Source organism: Actinoplanes sp. NPDC026670 (genome assembly GCF_040638175.1).
GTDB lineage: Bacteria > Actinomycetota > Actinomycetes > Mycobacteriales > Micromonosporaceae > Actinoplanes.
The window spans coordinates 64,101-82,258 of record NZ_JBEZXU010000047.1; the positions used below are offsets into that span (position 1 = coordinate 64,101).

Here is an 18,158-nt window from a genome sequence, read left to right on the forward strand (position 1 = left end):
ACCTTTCTAGAGGGGTGTGATCTCCACCTGACCCGCGGTGGCGACGACCAGGTGGCCGTCGGGCACGGGCTGCCACGCCGGACCGGGGTCGAGGGGTTCGGAGCTGATCAGGGTGGAGTCGCGCGACGGCCGCACCGACAGGGCGTGACCGAACGTGGTCGCGATCAGCTGTTCGCCGTCGCTGAGCAGCAGGTTCAGCCGGGATCCGGGGGCTGCCACGGCGACCTCGGTGACCACGGCTGCGACCGCCTTGGCCGGTGGCTCTCCGGTGCACAACTTTGCACGTACCAGAGCCCAGAGGGTTGCCGAGTCGGTGGGCGCGTCAAGGGTGAGAAGGTCCTCGACCGGGAGGTCACGGGCTTGTGCGGCGATGGCCGAAGGCCAGCCGCGGACGACGCCGTTGTGGCTGAACAGCCACCGGCCGTCGGTGAACGGCGCGGCCGCCGTCTCGACGACCGGGAGGCCGACGGTGGCCGAGCGGACCGCCGCGAGGATCGCGCCGGACGACGTCGCGGCCGCGAGCGACGGCAGCGACGCGTCGGTCCAGATGGGCATGGCGCTGCGGTGCCGCACCGGCGCCGAGGCGCCGGGCGGCCACCAGCCGACACCGAAGCCGTCGGCGTTGATGGTCCCTCCGCCGCGCATGTCGCGGGGCGCCCAGGCCTGCGTGGCCAGCGAGTGCGGCGGATCGAAGATCAACCTCTCCAGCGGTACGGGCGGACCGAGGTAACCGAGATGCCGGCACATCAGGCGTCCCGTGCGCAGCGGAATCCGCTGAAGATCTGCCGCCGGATCGGGTGATCCCAGTTACGGAACGTGCCCCGGCAGGCGGCCGCGTCGGTGCCGAAGGAACCGCCGCGCAGCACCCGGTAGTCACCGCCGAAGAACACCTCCGAATACTCCCGGTAGGGGAACGCCGCGAACCCCGGGTAACCGTGGAACCCGGACGAGGTCCACTCCCAGACGTCGCCGATCAGCTGGTGCACGCCCTGTGGTGAGGCGCCGTCCGGGTAGGCGCCGGCCGGGGCCGGGCCGAGATGCCGCTGGCCGAGGTTGGCGTGCCGGGCCTCGGGCGAGTCGTCGCCCCACGGGTAGCGGCGAGACCGCCCGGTCGCCGGGTCCCAGCGGGCGGCTTTCTCCCACTCGGCCTCGGTGGGCAGGCGTTTCCCGGCCCACGCGGCATACGCCTCGGCCTCGAAGAAGCAGACGTGCACGACCGGTTCGTCCGGTTCGACCGGGGTGACCCGGCCGAACCGCCGGTGCAGCCAGCCGCCGGGGTCACGGATCCAGTGCATCGGTGCTTCCAGCCCGGCGGCCTGCCGGTGGGCCCAGCCGCGCTCGCTCCACCACCGTGGGTCGTCGTAGCCACCGGCGTCCAGGAACACCAGGTAGTCACCGTTGGTGACGAGGGCGGCGTCGATCCAGAACGCCGGGACGTCCACGGCATGGGCCGGCCGTTCGTTGTCGAGGGCCCAGGGCTCGGTGTCCGTACCCATGGTGAATCTGCCGTCCTCGATCAGGATCTCGCCGCTGACCGCCTGCCGGGACCGGGGCGGCGCCGGCGCCGTGAGCACCGCGGCGCCGGCCCGCAACTGGTGCGTGGCCAGCATCGTCTCGTCGTGCTGCTGCTCGTGCTGGACGATCATGCCGAACGCGAACCCGCCGTCGAGCAGCCTGCTCTCCGGGCTGAACCGGACCCGGTCCAGCACGTCGAAAACCTTGTCCCGGACCTGCGCGGTGTACGCGCGGGCCTCGGCCGGGTTGAGCAGCGGCAACGACGGCCGGTCACGCCTGGTGTGTTTGAACGCGTCGTAGAGCTCGTCGATGTCCTGCCGGAGCGGGTCGCGGCCACCCACGTCCCGGACCAGCCACAGCTCCTCCTGGTTGCCGACATGGGCCAGGTCCCAGACCAGCGGGGACATCAACGGCGAGTGCTGCCGGGTGAGATCGTCGTCGTCGACGGCGTCGGTGAGCAGCGCGGTCCGCGCGCGGCTGCGCTCCAGGTCGGCGGCGATGGACAGCCGCAGGTCGTCGGTCATACGGAAACGTCCTCTCGTGATCGTCCGGACACGGCGTCCCGCAGGCGGCGGGAGACGATGTCGATGACGGTGTCGCGGACCGGCGCGGACAGGCCGGTCCGGTCGAGGTTTCGGCAGGCCAGGTCGGCGAGGCCGGTGGCGGCCCGGTGCACCCGGGGGTCGTCGAGACCGGATCGGGCGGCGGCGTGCCAGCGGCCGGCGGCCGGCGCGGCCAGCTCGCGGGCCCGGCCGGTGAGGTCGTCGCTCGCGAGCAGCGTGGTCAGCAGCGCGGCCGGGGCGATCCACTCGTCGCCGGGTTGCGCGTCGAGGTAGCGGACCTCCAGGTAGCCGCGTGGCCGCACCGGTGGGAAGAGGGTGCCGAGGTGATACTCCAGGTCGTCGACGGTCGGCGGGCCGCCCTCGATGCCGCCCGTCTCGATCCAGTCGGCCATCGTGACACCCGGTGGCGCGTCCCAGTCGCCGTGCTCGCGCCGCACGCACAGCAGCGGCGCCCGCATCGCATACTCGGCCCAGCTCAGGGCCGGGTCGGTGGACGCCGGGACCGGGCCCGAGCGCCGTGGGTCGATGCCGTGCCACGTCGCCGTGCGCGCGGAGGCCCACCCGTGCCGTGGTGAGTTGGCGAAGAGCGCCAGCATGGCCGGCCCGGCCTCGTGCAGGGCCGCCCAGCGGGCCGCGACCCGGTCGGGCTCGCCGGCGTCGAAGCAGACCTGGAGCCCGGCGGTGGAGCCCATCATGGTGCGGCCGGCGCTGTCGAAGGACCGCTCCATGGCGGCGTAGCGCGGGCTCTCCAGGGTGCGGCGGGGCTCCCGGTGCGGGTCCAGGCCGCGATCGCCGAGGACGATGCCCCGGCTCGCCAGCAACCCGGCCAGGGTTTCCCGGTCTGCGGTCACCGCGGCGTGCAGCTCGGTGAGCGAGCCGGCCGGGGCCGAGGAGATCTCGATCTGCAGGCCCGGCTCGACGGTCACCGTGCCACCGCCGGGAAGCGGCACGGGGTGTGGATTGCCGAGGGCCGCGGGCGTATGCGCGCCCAGGGCCTCGACCAGGTCACCGGCCCGCAGGTACGCGGACGGGTCGGCAGCCGGATGCGTGGTCCACTCCAACTCGGCGCCCACCTGCCGGGGTGGGCCGGTCTTGAAACAAATGCCGGTTATGTGCTCGATCGCCTCAGCGGTCCGTCGCAGAACCCGGTCAGCCGAACCCATGGCCCCCCATTACTCACTCTGCGTGATTAATAGACTTCACTGTGTCCGATCCGGTTAGGACCTTACCGGCACCCCCTGACATTCGCCTCCCACGGAGCCTTCCCGGTGGATGAAGTTCCGGAACCGTAGCGGGGTGCCGGAACCGGTTCCGTACGTGGAAGACTCCGAACCGTTCGCGTTCGGCAGACCCATCGGAGAAACTCATGCCCTTGCCATATCAGGACTCCTCGCTCCCGGTGCGAGAGCGTGTCGAGGATCTGCTGGGCCGGATGACTCTTCCCGAGAAGGTCGGCCAGATGCTCCAGCTCGACGCGCGGCAGGACATCGGTGAGATCGTCCTGGACAAGCTGGCCGGATCGATCCTGCACACCTCCCCCGCCAAGCTGGTCGAGGCAGCCGAGCTGGTCTCCCGGACCCGGCTGCGGATCCCGCTGATCACCGCCGAGGACTGCATCCACGGGCACGCCTTCTGGCCCGGCGCCACAGTCTTCCCCACGCAGCTCGCGATGGCCGCCACCTGGGACTCTACGCTCGTCGAGCGGGTCGCCCGGGCCACCGCGATTGAGGCCTCCGCCACAGGCGTGCACTGGACCTTCTCGCCCGTCCTGTGCATCGCCCGTGACCTGCGTTGGGGCCGGGTGGACGAGACGTTCGGCGAGGACCCGTACCTGATCTCCGAGCTCGGCGCCGCCATGATCCGCGGCTACCAGGGCGAGGGCCTCACCGACCCGACCGCGATCCTGGCCACCGCCAAGCACTTCGCCGGGTACTCGGAGACCCAGGGCGGCCGCGACGCCAGCGAGGCCGACATCAGCCGGCGCAAACTGCGCTCCTGGTTCCTGCCGCCGTTCGAGCGGGCCGCCGCCGAGGGCTGCCGGGTCTTCATGCTCGGCTACCAGTCGATGGACGGCGTGCCGATCACCGCCAACAAGTGGCTGCTCAACGACGTTCTCAAGGGCGAGTGGGGCTTCACCGGCACCCTCGTCACCGACTGGGACAACGTCGGCCGGATGGTCTGGGAGCAGAAGGTCTGCGCCGACTACGCCGAGGCCGCGGCGGTCGCCGTCAAAGCCGGCAACGACGTGGTCATGACCACACCCGCCTTCTTCGAAGGCGCCCAGGAGGCGATCCGGCGCGGCCTTCTCGTCGAGGAGGACATCGATGCTGCGGTACGGCGGATCCTGCGCCTGAAATTCGAGTTGGGCCTGTTCGAGAACCCGCGCACCCCGGACGCCGCCCGCCAGGCCGAGGTGATCGGCAACGCCTCGCATGTGGCCCTCAACCTGGAGATCGCCCGCCGGTCCCTGGTCCTGCTGCGTAACGACGGGGTGCTGCCTCTCGCTCCGGCCCCGTCGAAGCGCATCGCGTTGCTCGGCCCCAACGCCGACGACGTCTCCACCCAGCTCGGCGACTGGGCCGGCGACTCCGGCCAGGTCGACTGGCTGCCCGACGGCCACCCGCGCGAGCTCACCACCACGGTCCTGGACGGCCTGCGTGAGCTGCTGCCGGACGGCTGGCAGCTCGACTTCGACCCGGCCGTCGAGATCGAGAAGCTCGTGCCCGACCCCGAGGGCGAGACCTTCCCGGACGGCCAGCCCCGGCCGCCGATCTCGGTGGGTGTCCCGGCCGACCCGGCCCGGATCGCCGCCGCCACGGCTGCCGCGGCCGCCGCCGACTACGCGATCGTGGTCGTCGGCGACACCGTCAACCTCAACGGCGAGCACAAGTCGACCGCCACCCTGGAACTCCAGGGCGGGCAGATCGCGCTGCTCGACGCGGTCGCCGCCACCGGCACCCCGATGATCGTCGTGCTGATCGACGGCAAACCGCACGCGCTGCCCGAGTCGGCGCTCGGCGCGGCCGCCATCGTGCAGGCCTTCAACCCGGGCATGCGCGGCGGCCAGGCCATCGCCGAGCTCCTGTTCGGCCTGATCGAGCCGTCCGGCCGGATGCCGATCTCGGCCGCCCGGCACGCCGGACAGCAGCCGGTCTTCTACAACCAGACCCGTGGGCAGCACGGATCCCGGTACGCCGACCTCACGCAGGACCCGCTGTTCGCCTTCGGTGAGGGGCTCGGCTACAGCACCGTCACCTACGACGGGCTCAGCATCGAGGAACCGGACGTGGCGGCCGACGGGGTGGTGCGGGCCACCGTGCGGGTCAGCAACACCGGCACCCGGCCGGCCCTGGAGACCGTGCAGGTCTACGTCAGCGACCTGGTCACCAGCGTCACCTGGGCGAGCCGTGAGCTGAAGGCGTACCGCCAGGTCACGGTCCCGGCCGGGGAGAGCGTCACGGTCGCCGTCGAGGTGGCGGCCGCGGACATCACGCTCGTCGACGCCGACGGGAAGCGGGTGGTCGAGGCGGGCGACTTCGAGCTGCTGGTCGGGCCCAACTCGCGGCTGTCGGCGCTGCTGGCGGCCAAGTTCCGGATCAGCTGAGCTCCTGCTACGTCCGCGGCCGGGGGACGGCTGCGAACGCGAACTGCCGGAACCACGCCGGCAGGGCTCGGCGCAGCTCCTCCGGCCCCTGGAACGCCAGCTCACCCGACCGCAGGCCGGACGCCCAGCTGCGCTCGCCACGCCACACGTCGATCAGGCAGCGCAGGTCGGCGGTCACCAGCACGTCCACGTCGTGGCCGGGGTCGACGTCACAGATGTCGGCCTCGGCGGGGGTGATCACCAGCCACCAGTCCCGCACCTTCGCCGGCGCCGACGGGAACCGGAACTGGAGGACCGTACGCCGGGACGGCACCGCCCCGTGATCGACCGACCGGTGCATGTCCCAGAGCAGCAGCTTCGGGTCCAGATCACGGTCGCCCAGCTCGGGGATCCAGCGGGTGCCCCACTCGCCGAGCGCCACCACGATCGGCCGCAGCTCCAGGCCGGCGGCGGTCAGCTCGTACTCCACCTCGGCGCCCGACTCCCGCCGCTCCACCACCCCGGCCGCGCTGAGCTGCTGCAACCGCCGGGACAGCAGCGTCGGCGACATCCGTGGCAGCCCTCGCCGCAGGTCGTTGAACCGGCGCCCGCCACTGATCAGCTCCCGGATCACCAGCATCGTCCAGCGCTCGTCGAGCAACTCCATCGCCTTCGCAACCGGGCAGAACTGCCCGTAGGACGCACCCATCGGTGGTCTCCCTCCGCCGGTACACATCGTGTACTAGGCCGAGCCATCCGCGGATCCCTACTGTCGGTGACATGACCACAACCGTGAAGACCAAGCACCGTGCCATGTGGGCCTCCGGCGACTACCCGGCGGTCGCCTCCGAACTCGTCGCGCCGCTCGGGCCGACGCTGGTCCAGGCGACCGGCATCGGCCCCGGCCAGCGTGTCCTGGACGTCGGCGCGGGCACCGGCAACGCGGCGATCCCCGCCGCCGAGACGGGCGCCACCGTCACCGCCAGTGATCTCACCCCCGAATTGCTGACCATCGGCGAGAAGAACTCCCCGGTCGAACTGACCTGGGCCGAGGCCGACGCCGAGGATCTGCCGTTCGAGACCGCCGCGTTCGACACGGTGATCTCCTGCATCGGCGTGATGTTCGCCCCGTTCCACAGCGCGGCAGCCGGCGAACTGCTCCGGGTGTGCCGTCCCGGCGGCACCATCGGGCTGGCCAACTGGACCCCGGAAGGCTTCATCGGGCGGATGTTCGCGACCATGAAGCCGTACGCCGCGCCGCCTCCGCCCGGCGCCCAGCCGCCGCCGCTCTGGGGCGATCCCGCCCACCTCGCGTCCCTGTTCGGCGACGGGGTCACGGACGTGTCGTTCGAACGCCGGCCCCTGCGGGTCGATCACTTCCGGACGGCCGCCGGGTTCCGTGACTACTTCAAGGCCAACTACGGGCCGACGATCGCCGTCTACCGCAACATCGCCGACGATCCGGCCCGGGTCGCCGAGCTGGACGCCGCCCTGCTCACCCTCGCCGAGAGCCATGACCTCGGCGGCGGGGCCATGGACTGGGAGTACCTGCTCTACACCGCGCGCCGGACGGCCGGATGACTTTCAGCGCCGCCGGGCGGCCGGGTGATTTTCAGCGCCGCCGGGCGGCCGCCACCCGCCTGGTGGTGAACCCCAGTCCCGTGTAGGTGGCCAGCGCCGCCGTGTTCCAGTAGTCCACCAGCAACGCCACCCGCTCCCGGCCGGCCAGCAGCTCATCGGCGGTGAACGCGCAGATCGCCGCCCCGAGGCCGCGCCCACGCGCCGACGGGCGGGTGGCCACCCCCGACATGAACCCGATCTCCGCCGTCGACCACGCCTCGGCGGCCACCGTGAGCAGTTCACCGTCGGCGTCGCGGATACCCGCCCACCGGAGCACACCCGGATTCCCCGGCCAGGCGTACGACTCCGGATAGGACTCCTTGATCATCGCGGTCACCTCCGGCCAGTCCGCCTCCGGAAGCCACACCGGTTCCACCACTCCGCCGTCACGCCCGACCGGCTCGGTCGTCTCCATCCACGCGAACGTGGCGCTGACCGCCAGCTCCGGAACCCGCGCGACGACCTCGGTGATCAGCTCCTCGGTCCCGAACGGCCGGAACGTCTCACCTGTCGAAGCCAGCACCTCCCGGAGCAGACCGGCCACCGCATCCGGCGCACCGTTGATCACGAGGCGGTCCCAGTGCGACAGATCCGCGCAGGCCACGACCACCGCGCCGGGATTGCGCCACACCCGGGCGCCGGGCGCGTGCAGCGCCCACCGAATGAGCGGATCCCGGTCCGGAGCGATATCGATCATGGCCATATGCTGCCATCGCGCCCCTCTCGTCCGGTTGCCGCCGTCTGCCATCCTCGGACCGATGCGGAAGCGTCCCCCTCTCCCCACCTGGTTGACGATCGCCTCACTGCGGGCGTTTCTCTCCTGGCGACGGCTGCGCCGTCTGATGGCGATGGGCACGGTCGGCGGTCTGGTCGCGGTCCTCGTCGCTCTGGGCTGCGCTCATTGGGTACGGTCGTCCGCCGCCGGTTACCTCTATGACGTGTCCTCGGTGCCCGCCGCGCCGGTGGCGCTGGTCCTGGGCGCTCAGGTCGGCGACGACGGCCAGCCTTCGGCGTTCCTGGCCGCCCGCCTGGAGATCGCCCGCCAGCTGCTGGAGAACGGCAAGGTGAAGGCGATCCTGGTCTCCGGCGACCACGGCGAGTGGACCTACGACGAGCCGGGCGCCATGCAGTCCTGGCTGGTGGCCCGCGGTGTGCCCGCCGACCGGGTGGTCCTCGACCACGCCGGTTTCGACACCTACGACTCGTGCGTCCGAGCCAACAAGATCTTCGGCGTCGAACAGGCGATCGTGGTCACCCAGGCCTTCCACCTCCCCCGGGCGGTGACTCTCTGCCGCGAACAGGGCATCGAGGCCACCGGCGTGGGCGACGACAGTGTCCGCGTCTACGAGGCTATGTGGTTGCGAGGCGAGGTCCGCGAGTACGGCGCCGCCGTCAAGGCCGCAGCCGACGTGCTGACCTCCCGCGACCCGATCTTCCTGGGCCCGCACGAGACAGGCGTGGAGGACGCCGTCAGCCTCGGCTGACCACCCCGCCTCCCGCCCGCCGCCTCCTCACGGTCGAGACGATCGGGGTGCGGCCAGAACGATCGGATCGCATCCCGATCGGCGGGCGCAGCATCCCGGAACACGGCAGCTCCACCGGTCGCCGCCATGTCAGAGGAGATCCGTGGCAAGGCTCACCCGCAGGTAGGCGTCGGCCCAGGCGTTCGCCGCGTCGATGCCTGGGTCCGGGCTCAGCCGCGCGGACACCTCGTCCAGCGCGGACGCCACCCGGTGCAACCCGACCCGGGCGAGCACGTTCCGGGCCCGGCCGAGCCGATCCACATACGCGGCCGGCAGATGGGCGAGGCCGGTGTGCGCCGCTTCCGCCAGCACATCCCGCGCCGCCGCCACCGCTGCCGCGAGCACATCGCTCCCCTCGTCGTCCCAGACCTCGACACCGGCCGGCACGGCCGGATCCCCTGCCGTCGGAGAGCCATCAGCGGCCGCGGCCGGCCCGGTGAACCCACCACCAGCGGCGGCCGGCCCGGCAATCCCGGTGTCGGCGGGCCCGGTCATCCCGCCGTCGGCGGCTGGCAGGCCGGTGAAGGCGTCGGCGGTGGCCAGGTCGGGGATGATCGGTGGGCCGTCGGCGGCGATCGCGTACGGATCGATCACCACGCGGCCGCCGCTGCGATGGACGCTGCCGGCGACGTAGCGGGGCTTGCCGCGATGGCCGCCCAGGGCTGCGGCGACAGCGTCGAGACGGCCTGGGGCGACCGCGGCGTGGGTGGCGATCACCTCGGCCGTGTTGCCGTGGTTGTCACGGATCTCCACGGTGAGTCGCTGGGCCCCCGGCGAGTAATGGGCCGGGCCGACGCCGGCGATCACGAGGACCCGGACCAGCTCGGCGCGGACCCGGGCGCGGACCGGGCGAGGCGGCATCGCTTCGAGGTCGGCGGCGAGGCGGGCGTAGTCGTGCACCAGCAGGCCGTCGGGAAGACCGTCCCAGGCGCCGTTCGAGGCGGTGACCGTTGACTTCGCGACCCGGCTGGCACTCAACCGGACCGCCCGGCTGGCGCTGCGTACCGCGGACTCGGTCACCAGCGTCCCGCCGGCCACCGCGGCGATCGTGGTCCCGGCGATGCGCCGACGGCCCAGGGCCGGGCCGTCGTCGGGCGTGGTCCACTGCCGCTGGGAGACGAGCACGACACCGCTGGCCGGCTGGCCGTGGAAGATCTCGATTCGCCGTTCGTCGTCGATCGCGGTGACCCGGGCGCCGAGGCCGTCCAGCCGGACCCGGCGCAGCGGGGTCTCGGCCGCCTCCTCGGAGCCGAGCACCCGGGCCCGGGCCGAGGCCGCGCCATCGGCGGTGGCCGCCCGGTGCCTGGCGAAGAGCTCCGCGAGCAGGTCGGCGAGCAGTTCCGGGGAATAGCGGGCGCTCCGGTCCCGGTAGGCCGTGAGCTGCCCGGCGAGCTCGGTGGCGGCGTCGAGCGGCCACCGCAGCCCGGCCCGGTCCAGGGCGGTCAGGTGACCCGCGGCGGTGGCGGCGAGGCCCGCGCCCGAGTGGACGGCGCCACCCCGCAACACCTCGGCAGCGAACTCGACGAGCCCTTCGAGCCCGGAACCGGTGGACGTGCCGGTGCTGGAACCTCCGACGTCGATCACACAGTCGACGGCGTCCGGCTGCTGCTCGTCGGCGGCCCGGAAGGCCCAGACGGCCAGCGCGATCACGTCGTCGCGGACCCCGGCCCGGGCGTCGGTGTGCACATAACCGAGGTCGTTCGGAACCAGGAACCGCACCGTCGCCGCGGGCAGCTCGACCACCGGGACCGGCCCGCGCCGGACCCGGGCGGTGTACCCGGCTCGTTCCGCCCGCCGGGCCGCCGTGACGAGGCGAGCCCCGATCCGGGTGATCAGGTCGTCATCGGTGAAGGCGCCGGGCGACCAGGAGACGGCCGGAGGATCCGCCTGCGGCGCCTCGGCCGGCTCCCCGGCCGGCTCCTCGGGCGTGACGGTGGGCAGAGAACCGGTCGGCGCGGCAGCGGCGGATGCGGCCTGGTAGGCGAGGATCAGGCCGATCAGGTGCCGGCAGACACCCGTCGCCCCACACGAGCACCGCCCCTGTTCGAGGCCGCCCTCCGGCAGCGACGCCCGGACCCCGTCGCTGAACTCGGCGACGATCGCCGGACCGTCCGCGGACAGCCGCGGTGGTTCCCGCTCGACCTCCCGGCTGGCCCGTTTGACCAGGCCACGGTTGGTGAGTGCGGCCAGCGCGTCGGCGTCGAGGGCCCGCAGGTCGGCCCGGGCCGGCAGGGTTCCGGCAGCGCTCATCGTCCCACCCGTTCCGCGACGAATCCGGCCAGCTCACCGGGGGTCATGGCACCGACCCACGCGCCCACGTCGGCGAGTTTCTGGGCGCAGGCCCGGTCGTACGCCGGGTCGGCGTTCTCGTCGAGGGCCGCGAGCCCGAGCACGATGCTGCCCTGCTCGACGAGCTCACGCACGGCCCGCACCAGCCCCGCCTCCGATCCGCCCTCGAAGAAGTCACTGACCACGGCAACGATGGTCCGCCGTGGCTGCTCGACGAGCTGGGCCGCGTACCGAACCGCGCGCGCGATGTCCGTACCCCCGCCGAGCTGGGTTTTCATGAGAAGTTCGACGGGGTCGGTGACGTCCGAGGTCAGGTCGACGACCTCGGTGTCGAAGGCGATCAGGTGGGTCCGCACACCGGGCAGCCCCCACAGGCAGGCCGCGGTGATCGCCGAGTGGATGACCGACGACAGCATCGACCCGGACTGGTCGACCAGCAGGATGACCTGCCACTGGTTGATCTGCCGCCGGGTGCGGGACGCGAAGTACGGCGTCTGGACGTAGATCCGCCGCTCGTCGGGCCGGTAGTTGCCGAGGTTGGCCCGGATGGTCCGCCGCGCGTCGAAGTCACGGGCCTGACGGAACCGGCTGGCCCGCCGTGACCGCGCGCCGGAGAAACTCTGCTGCACCTCGGTGGCGAGCCGCCGCATCAGGTCACGGACGACCGCTTCGACGAGCCGCCGGGCGAGCCGGAGCACCTCCGGGTTCATCAGGTGCTTGGTCCGGAGGACGGCCCGTAGCAGGGCCGGGTTGGGTTCGATCCGTTCGAGCACGCCGGGGTCGGTGACGATGTCGTCGATCTGGTACCGCTCGACGGCGTCCTGCTGGAGCCGTTCGACGGTCTCCTTCGGGAACAGTCTGGTGATGTCGTCGAGCCAGTCGACCGTGGTGAGCTGGGACGGGCCGGTGCCGCCCTCGCGGCGGATGTCGCGGCGGCTCAGCTCCTCGTCGCGGCCGTAGAGCCAGTCGAGGGCGGCGTCCCGCTGGCCGTTGGCGCCGGTGAGGCCGCCGAGGCAGCCACCGGCGGGCGCGCCCAGGATGAGCCGCCATCGTTCCAGGCCGACGTCAGTCATCGGTCCTCCCCCAGGGTGATCAGCCCGGCCTGGACCAGGCGTTGCTCGACGGTCTCGTCCAGGGCCATGCCGGCCGCCACGATCTGCGGCGCGACGGACATCCGGAGCAGGTCACGGCCCGAACCGCCGAGCCCGCGCCGGGCCAGCAACTCCTCGGCGATCGTCTCCCGCTCGCGGGGCGGGAAGTATTCGAAGGCCTGCCGCAACGCGGGCAACGCGACCAGGAAGTCGTCGGCGCCGAGGCCGCCGACCAGGTCGTCGAGCAGGCCGAGGATGCCGCCGGGGGCGAGGACGTGCTCACGGGCCACGCCGAACAGCCCGGCCAGCCAGTCGCCTGCCGTCCCGCCGGTGAACGCACCGCGCACGGCCTCCCCCGGTTCGGGGAACAGCCCGGCCGGATCGTTCGCGCCGAGCAGGGAACGCCCCAGGCCGTAGAAGGCGCCGCGCAGGTCGGGCGGTGCGGCACGGTCGGCCGCGATACGGCCGGAGATCTCCACCGCGGCGGTACGGTCGACGCCCAGCCCCGCCGCGTGCAGCACCGAGTCGCGGACCGCCACGACCGCCGCGATCCGTTCCCGGTCGGCGGGTGCTCCGGGCGCGTGCCAGCCCTCGGCGAGCCAGAGGATCCGCCGGGTGGCAGCCGCCACGACGACGCCGAGGGCTTCGCTACCGGCCGTGCCGAGCAGCCGGTCGTGCCGCCACAGAGCCAGGGTGACGGCCAGCACCCGGCCGAGGACGGTCAGGTCACCGGCGACCGCGATGCCGCGTTCGAGCCGGCCCGGCACGTCCGAGCCGAGGTCGGTGACCCCGCACAGCCCCGCGTCGAACAGCGCGTCCGCGATGCGCCTGAGGTCACCGCCGGCGTCGTCGATGCGCTGGATGATCCGGGTCGCGGCCGCCGCTTCCAGGGTCGGTCCGTAGCCGCCGGCCTCGATGAGCGCGGCCAGCCGGTGCTGATGACGCTGGACCGTCCACTGCTCACGCAGCACCGGGTCGATGCCGGTGGCGGGCCCGGAGTCGCGGCGGAACCCGGGAATCTCCAGGACCCGCAGCCGGTGCAGGACCCGGCTGACGGTCCGGCCGTGCGGGTCGGTCAGGTCGGCGGTGTGCTCGCCGGTCCGGTCCAGGCCGTACCGCTCGAGTTCGGCGGTGGCCGCGTGCACCAGGGGCGGCAGCGGGGTGTCCGGGTGCAGGCGGCCGACCCGGTCACCGCTGAGGGCGGCGGTCATCTCGACCACCGCCGGATGCTGCCCGGAACCGACCGCACCCCGGACCGCCCACGGCAACGGCACGTCGAGCGCCTCGTTGACCAGCGCGGACGCCAGCCCGTCGAGCACGTCGACCCGGGACGGGCAGTCGTGTCCCCGGAGCCGGGCGAGCGCCTCGGCCCCGGCCCGGGCGGCGATCAGGTCGGCCGTGGAGACCGGCTGCCCGCGCTTGCGCAGCCGCTCGGCGACCGCGGTGATCAGGTAGCGGGCGGCCTCCTCCGGGCCGCTCTCCCAGAGCCGCTGGTAGAACTCGGGCGACGGCATCCCGGACTGGTAACCAGCGAACGCGTCGAGCCGCCGGAACGAGTAGGGCACCAGATAGCTGCCGGCGGTGGCCCCGTCGGGCGGCGCCGGCACCGCCGGCCACCCCGGCTCGCCCGGTGATACGGCCTCCGGGCCCGCAACCGGTGCGGTGGGCGACGAAGAACCGGGCGAAGACGTGGGCGAAGACGTGGGCGAAGAACAGGCGAGCGAGGAGGAAGCCGGCGGCGAGGCGAGGCGGAGCAGGGCGGGCCGGTGGAAGCCGCCGACCACGGCGACGACCGGACGGTCCCCGGCGGCCGCGCACGCGGCACGGATCCACCCGGCCATGTACGCCTCACGTGCCGTGTCCGAGGCCCCGGCCGCCGAGTCGCCCCGAATCAGGTCGAAGTAGGTCTCGAGCCGCTGCCCGATCTCCTCGGCCGGACCCATCTCGATGACGTGATCCCAGAGGGCGTCGCTGTTGTCGACCCCGAACTCGGTGCACAGCCGGTCCACCGCCTCGGCGTAGCGCAGTTCCGCGTCGGCATACCTGTTGTCCCGGTCGGCGAACGCCTCGTGCCACGCCGGCAGGTCGATGAACCGCAGCTCGGCCCCGCACTCGCGACCGGCCCGCAGCGCCTCCCACTCGGGCGAGTACGCACAGAACGGCGCCCATGAGCCGTGCCGCCGGTGCTCGTCGAGATAGCTGGTGAAGACCGCCACCGGGAGCTCGTGCCCGAGCAGCAGCTCGCCGATCCGCGCGTTCATGTCGGCCGGGCCCTCGATCAGCACGTGGGCCGGGCGCAGGGCGGCGATCGTCGAGCCGACGAGGCGGGCGCAGGCGGGGCTGTGGTGCCGGACCCCGATGACGGTGAGGTTCATCCGCCGGGCAGTTCCCGGCGCGCGTCCCGCAGCTCACGCCACTGCGGCCCGGTCCGCCACGAGGTGTGCTGTTCCAGGTAGCGCCGCAGTTTCGCGAGGTCCTCCGGGCTGTCCTTGGCGGCGGTGCCGGCCAGGCAGGAGACCAGGTCGCCGGCGCTGCCGGCGTCACCGCGCAGGAACCAGCCGCGCAGACCGACCGCGTGGGCGACCGAGACCGCCTCGGCGGTGCTCATCACCGACGACAGCCGCTCCATCTCGTCACCCCGCGCGGTCCGGCCGGCCCGCAGCTCCCGGAACGCCGTGACCAGCACCTCCAGCACGTCACGCCGGGGTGGCGCGGTCACCCCGGAACGCCGCAGCAGCGTGCCGGCCTCGGCCTCGACCAGGGACAGCTCGGTGTCGAAGTCGGCGATCGGGAAGACCGTCTCGAAGTTGAAGCGCCGTTTCAGGGCCGAGCTCATGTCGTTGACGCCACGGTCCCTGGTGTTGGCCGTGGCGATGATGTTGAAGCCCTCCTTGGCGAACACCATGCCCAGGTCGCCCGGCAGCTCCGGGACCGCGAGCACCCGGTCGGACAGCGGCGAGAGCAGACAGTCCTGCACCTCGAGCGGGCAGCGGGTGATCTCCTCGAAGCGGACCACCTGCCCGTGGGCCATGCCACGCAGCAGCGGCGCCGGGACCAGGGACCGCTCGGTGGGTCCCTCGGCGACGAGGAGCGCATAGTTCCACGAATACTTGATCTGGTCCTCGGTGGTGGCCGCGCCGCCCTGGATGGTGAGGGTCGAGTCGCCGCTGACGGCAGCCGCGAGCAGCTCGGAGAGCAGTGATTTCGCGGTGCCGGGGTCGCCGACGAGCAACAGGCCCCGGCTGGTGGCGAGGCTGACCAGGGCCCGGTCGATGAGTGACGGGTCGCCGACGAACTTGCGGGTGACGCCCAGCTTCTCGTCGCCGACGATGAACGCGCGGGCGGCCCGCAGGCTGAGCGCCCAGCCGGGCGGGGTCGGCGCGTCGTCGGCGGCCCGGAGCCGGGCCAGCTCGTCGGCGTAGCGCACCTCGGCGGGCGGGCGCTGGACCTGGGCCGTGGTCGAGGCGGTCATGCGAACACCTCGCCGGCCCGGCGCTGCACGTGGGTGGTGGTGACGGTCATGTGAGCACCTCGGTCAGATCGCGCAGCGCCTCGGCCGCGGTGATGGGGTCGAGTTCACGGATACTGTCGTCCTGTTCCTCGCGGAACGAGTGGTAGTCGCCGGCGGGGACGACGTAGATCGCCTCGACGGTCTGCTCGCCGAGCACGTCGATCGCGCCGACGGCGATGCCCGGGTCGATGGCGAGCACCAGATGCCGGCCGCCTGGCACGTCGCGCTCGAACCAGCCCTGCACCCCGGCGTCCTGTGGGGCGCCCCGCCGCCAGCCGCGCCGTTCCAGGCCGAGCAGGGCGGTGCTGGCCGCCTTGCGACCGGTGAACGCCGCCGCCCGCTCCGGGGTGAGCGGCTCCACACCCCGGCCGAGCTGCGGGAACGGCTGGAGGATCTGGTAGTCGGCGAAGACCTCGGACCAGGCCGCCAGATCGCCGCCGAGGTGCAGCGGATGGGCGATGCCGACCAGCTCGCCGTCGCCGAGGGTGGCCGTCTCGTCGGTGACGCCGGCCAGGCTGCCGTCCTCGGCCAGGCGCAGCCCGCCACCGGGGCGGCCGGTGTCGTCGAAGCGGGCCCAGACGAGCCGGCGCACCAGGTGCCGCAGCAGCGGGTGGCCGATGAGGAACTGGCGGAAGGCGGCGCCGGTCCAGCGCCGCTGGGTGACCATCGCCAGCTCCAGCCGGCGGACCTGGTCGGTGGCGATCGCCCGGACGTCCTTCTTCAGTGCGGTGAATCTCTGGTACGCCTCCGGCGCGAGCACCGGGTCGTCCTGCGCCCCCGGCTTGGGCAGCGCCTTGAGCCGTTTGCCGGCGGCGTCGGCCACATACGGTTTGAGCTGCTCGTCGAAACCGACGGTGAAGGTGCGCCGGCCGTAGTCGAGGACGAGGCTGCCGGTGTCGTCCAGCCCGAGGTCGGGCACCAGCCGGTCGGCCAGTTCCTCGGCGGTGAGGCCCAGCTCGGCCGCCAGCTCAGCGATCTTCTCGCCGGCCCGTTCCTTGAGCGCGCGGAACTTCACCTTCTGCGCGATGCCGTTGAGATACATCAGTGCCACGTCGGTGCCGATGGCGGCCAGCACGTCGAGCCCGGCGACGGCCCGGGTGTGGCCGCCCTCGCCGGGCCAGGCGCGGATCACCGGGGCCAGCCGGCGGACCGTCTCGTCGTCGCCGAGCAGCCCGAGGGCGTCGAGTGCCCAGTTCTGTTTCACCGGGTGCCCGGCCTCGCGCCACTCGGTGAACAGCGTCCAGGCGAGCTCGGCCAGGTCGGTCGCCTCGCACTCGGCGGTGACCAGGGCGAGTCCGGGGTACGGCGTGTCGGTGCGGGAGATGGCGAGCATGGTGAGCACGTGGCGGACCGCCTCGACCGGCAGCCGGCCGCGATCACCGGTCAGCCGGACCGGCGGGATCACCGCCGGGTTCGCCCAGTCCGGCAGCGGCGGCATCGGCACCGGCAGGACGGTCAGCGGGTCGACGGCCAGGATCTCGCCGACCGCGGCGACCGCGGCCGGCCCGTATCCACCGGCGGCGGCACGCACCTCGCCGTCGTGCCCGGCGGCGGCCATGGCCCGCAGCGCGCCCTCGGCGTCGGAACGGGCCGGACCGATCCGGCCCACCGCGACCGGAACCAGGGCCCGGGCGGCGGCCGGGGCGTGCCGGCCGAGCCAGGCCACCGCGACCGGCCGGACCGACCGCACCCGGGCGAGCCAGCCGGCCGTCAGCTGCGCGATCTCCGGCCCGGCGACCGGGGCCAGGAGGCGGGCGGCGGCGGCCGGTGACCGGCGGGCGACGTCGGCCAGCGGCGGGACCGCCCCGGCGCCGTATCGGGCGAGCAGCTCCGCGCCCCAGTCGGCGACGTCGTAGTGATGGCTCGGCCGCCAGGCGCCCACCCGGGACAGGGTCAGCTCGTCGGGCCCGCGGAGGAAGAGGTCGATCTCGTCCCAGCCGTTGGAGGCGCTGGTGCCGAGTTTCCGGGCGAGGTCGGCCCAGTCGTGCGTGCCGCCGTGCCGGGCCGCCCAGTTGCCGTCGGCCCAGGCCTCGCGCTCGCCCGGCGCCCACTCGACCCGCACCGGATCGTCGCAGCTCAGCCCGGCGACGACGAGAGGCTCGCGAGCCACCGGGGTGAGCCAGGGCGGCTCGGCCAGGATCGGCGGCAGCTCGTCGGGGGTGGCCGTGTCGGCATCGGCGGCCAGCAGCGCGGCATGGGCGGCGTCGAACCGGGCCGTCGCCTCCTCGGACAAGCGCGGACGGACCTCGGCGGCGAGCGGCCGATGGTTGGCCAGGTGCCGGTGCAGGAGCCGGTCGGCGGCCGGCGCCTCGGCCAACAGGCGCAGGGCGCGGGGCGGCGGACCCGCCGCCCCCGGGGCGGGTGCAGCCCGCCCCGCCCGCCCGCCGGCCCCCGCCAAGAAGGGGGGGGGGGGCCCCGGGCCGCCCCCCCCGCCCCCCCCGCGCCCGGATCACCAGCCGGGTC

General features: G+C 73.3%; 13 protein-coding genes. 3 read left to right on the plus strand and 10 right to left on the minus strand.

Going from position 1 to position 18,158, the window contains the following annotated elements; all coding sequences use genetic code 11:
* Positions 1 to 6: 6 nt before the first annotated feature.
* From egtC to AB0E94_RS35695, 3 genes are read right to left on the minus strand one after another with little or no spacing between them, the layout of a single operon-like run.
* Positions 7 to 747, minus strand: a complete 741-nt coding sequence (gene egtC, locus AB0E94_RS35685; RefSeq protein ID WP_360335648.1) for an ergothioneine biosynthesis protein EgtC — start codon at positions 745 to 747, stop codon at positions 7 to 9.
* Entirely contained in the window at positions 747 to 2,039 is a 1,293-nt protein-coding gene (gene egtB / locus AB0E94_RS35690) for an ergothioneine biosynthesis protein EgtB (protein ID WP_360335650.1), read from the minus strand. Before egtB ends, egtC begins: the two co-directional genes overlap by 1 nt.
* Positions 2,036 to 3,241 (minus strand): glutamate-cysteine ligase family protein, encoded by a 1,206-nt coding sequence (locus tag AB0E94_RS35695; RefSeq protein ID WP_360335652.1) that lies wholly within the window; start codon positions 3,239 to 3,241, stop codon positions 2,036 to 2,038. Before AB0E94_RS35695 ends, egtB begins: the two co-directional genes overlap by 4 nt.
* Positions 3,242 to 3,444: 203 nt before the next feature.
* On the opposite strand from AB0E94_RS35695, the gene AB0E94_RS35700 reads away from it, so the two are divergent.
* Positions 3,445 to 5,682, plus strand: coding sequence for a glycoside hydrolase family 3 N-terminal domain-containing protein (locus tag AB0E94_RS35700; protein WP_360335654.1), 2,238 nt, complete (start codon positions 3,445 to 3,447; stop codon positions 5,680 to 5,682).
* 7 nt (positions 5,683 to 5,689) lie between these two features.
* On the opposite strand, the gene AB0E94_RS35705 is transcribed toward AB0E94_RS35700, so the two are convergent.
* Positions 5,690 to 6,370, minus strand: coding sequence for a helix-turn-helix domain-containing protein (locus tag AB0E94_RS35705; protein ID WP_360335656.1), 681 nt, complete (start codon positions 6,368 to 6,370; stop codon positions 5,690 to 5,692).
* A 71-nt stretch (positions 6,371 to 6,441) separates the two neighbouring features.
* Here AB0E94_RS35705 and AB0E94_RS35710 point away from each other — a divergent pair, with 71 nt between their 5' ends.
* Entirely contained in the window at positions 6,442 to 7,242 is an 801-nt protein-coding gene (locus tag AB0E94_RS35710; RefSeq protein ID WP_360335658.1) for a class I SAM-dependent methyltransferase, read from the plus strand.
* 31 nt (positions 7,243 to 7,273) lie between these two features.
* Here AB0E94_RS35710 and AB0E94_RS35715 read toward each other — a convergent pair whose 3' ends face one another.
* Positions 7,274 to 7,978 carry a GNAT family N-acetyltransferase gene (locus AB0E94_RS35715; protein WP_360335660.1) on the minus strand — a complete coding sequence of 235 codons (705 nt, stop codon included), beginning with the start codon at positions 7,976 to 7,978 and terminating at the stop codon, positions 7,274 to 7,276.
* A 145-nt stretch (positions 7,979 to 8,123) separates the two neighbouring features.
* Between AB0E94_RS35715 and AB0E94_RS35720 the strand changes: the two genes are divergently transcribed.
* Positions 8,124 to 8,765: an ElyC/SanA/YdcF family protein gene (locus tag AB0E94_RS35720; protein ID WP_360335680.1), complete on the plus strand. Its 642-nt coding sequence runs from the start codon at positions 8,124 to 8,126 to the stop codon at positions 8,763 to 8,765.
* A 129-nt stretch (positions 8,766 to 8,894) separates the two neighbouring features.
* Here AB0E94_RS35720 and AB0E94_RS35725 read toward each other — a convergent pair whose 3' ends face one another.
* The 5 genes from AB0E94_RS35725 to AB0E94_RS35745 are packed head-to-tail and all read right to left on the minus strand — an operon-like array spanning position 8,895 to position 18,012.
* Complete coding sequence (locus AB0E94_RS35725) at positions 8,895 to 11,054, minus strand: hypothetical protein (RefSeq protein WP_360335662.1); 2,160 nt, start codon at positions 11,052 to 11,054, stop codon at positions 8,895 to 8,897.
* On the minus strand, positions 11,051 to 12,166 hold the full coding sequence (locus AB0E94_RS35730; protein ID WP_360335664.1) for a VWA domain-containing protein: 1,116 nt from the start codon (positions 12,164 to 12,166) through the stop codon (positions 11,051 to 11,053). The genes AB0E94_RS35725 and AB0E94_RS35730 overlap by 4 nt, the downstream gene beginning before the upstream one ends.
* Positions 12,163 to 14,559: a DUF5682 family protein gene (locus tag AB0E94_RS35735; protein ID WP_360335666.1), complete on the minus strand. Its 2,397-nt coding sequence runs from the start codon at positions 14,557 to 14,559 to the stop codon at positions 12,163 to 12,165. Before AB0E94_RS35735 ends, AB0E94_RS35730 begins: the two co-directional genes overlap by 4 nt.
* Positions 14,556 to 15,656: an AAA family ATPase gene (locus AB0E94_RS35740; protein WP_360335668.1), complete on the minus strand. Its 1,101-nt coding sequence runs from the start codon at positions 15,654 to 15,656 to the stop codon at positions 14,556 to 14,558. Before AB0E94_RS35740 ends, AB0E94_RS35735 begins: the two co-directional genes overlap by 4 nt.
* A 46-nt stretch (positions 15,657 to 15,702) precedes the next feature.
* Positions 15,703 to 18,012 carry a DUF4132 domain-containing protein gene (locus AB0E94_RS35745; RefSeq protein WP_360335670.1) on the minus strand — a complete coding sequence of 770 codons (2,310 nt, stop codon included), beginning with the start codon at positions 18,010 to 18,012 and terminating at the stop codon, positions 15,703 to 15,705.
* Between the last annotated feature and the right edge of the window lie 146 nt (positions 18,013 to 18,158).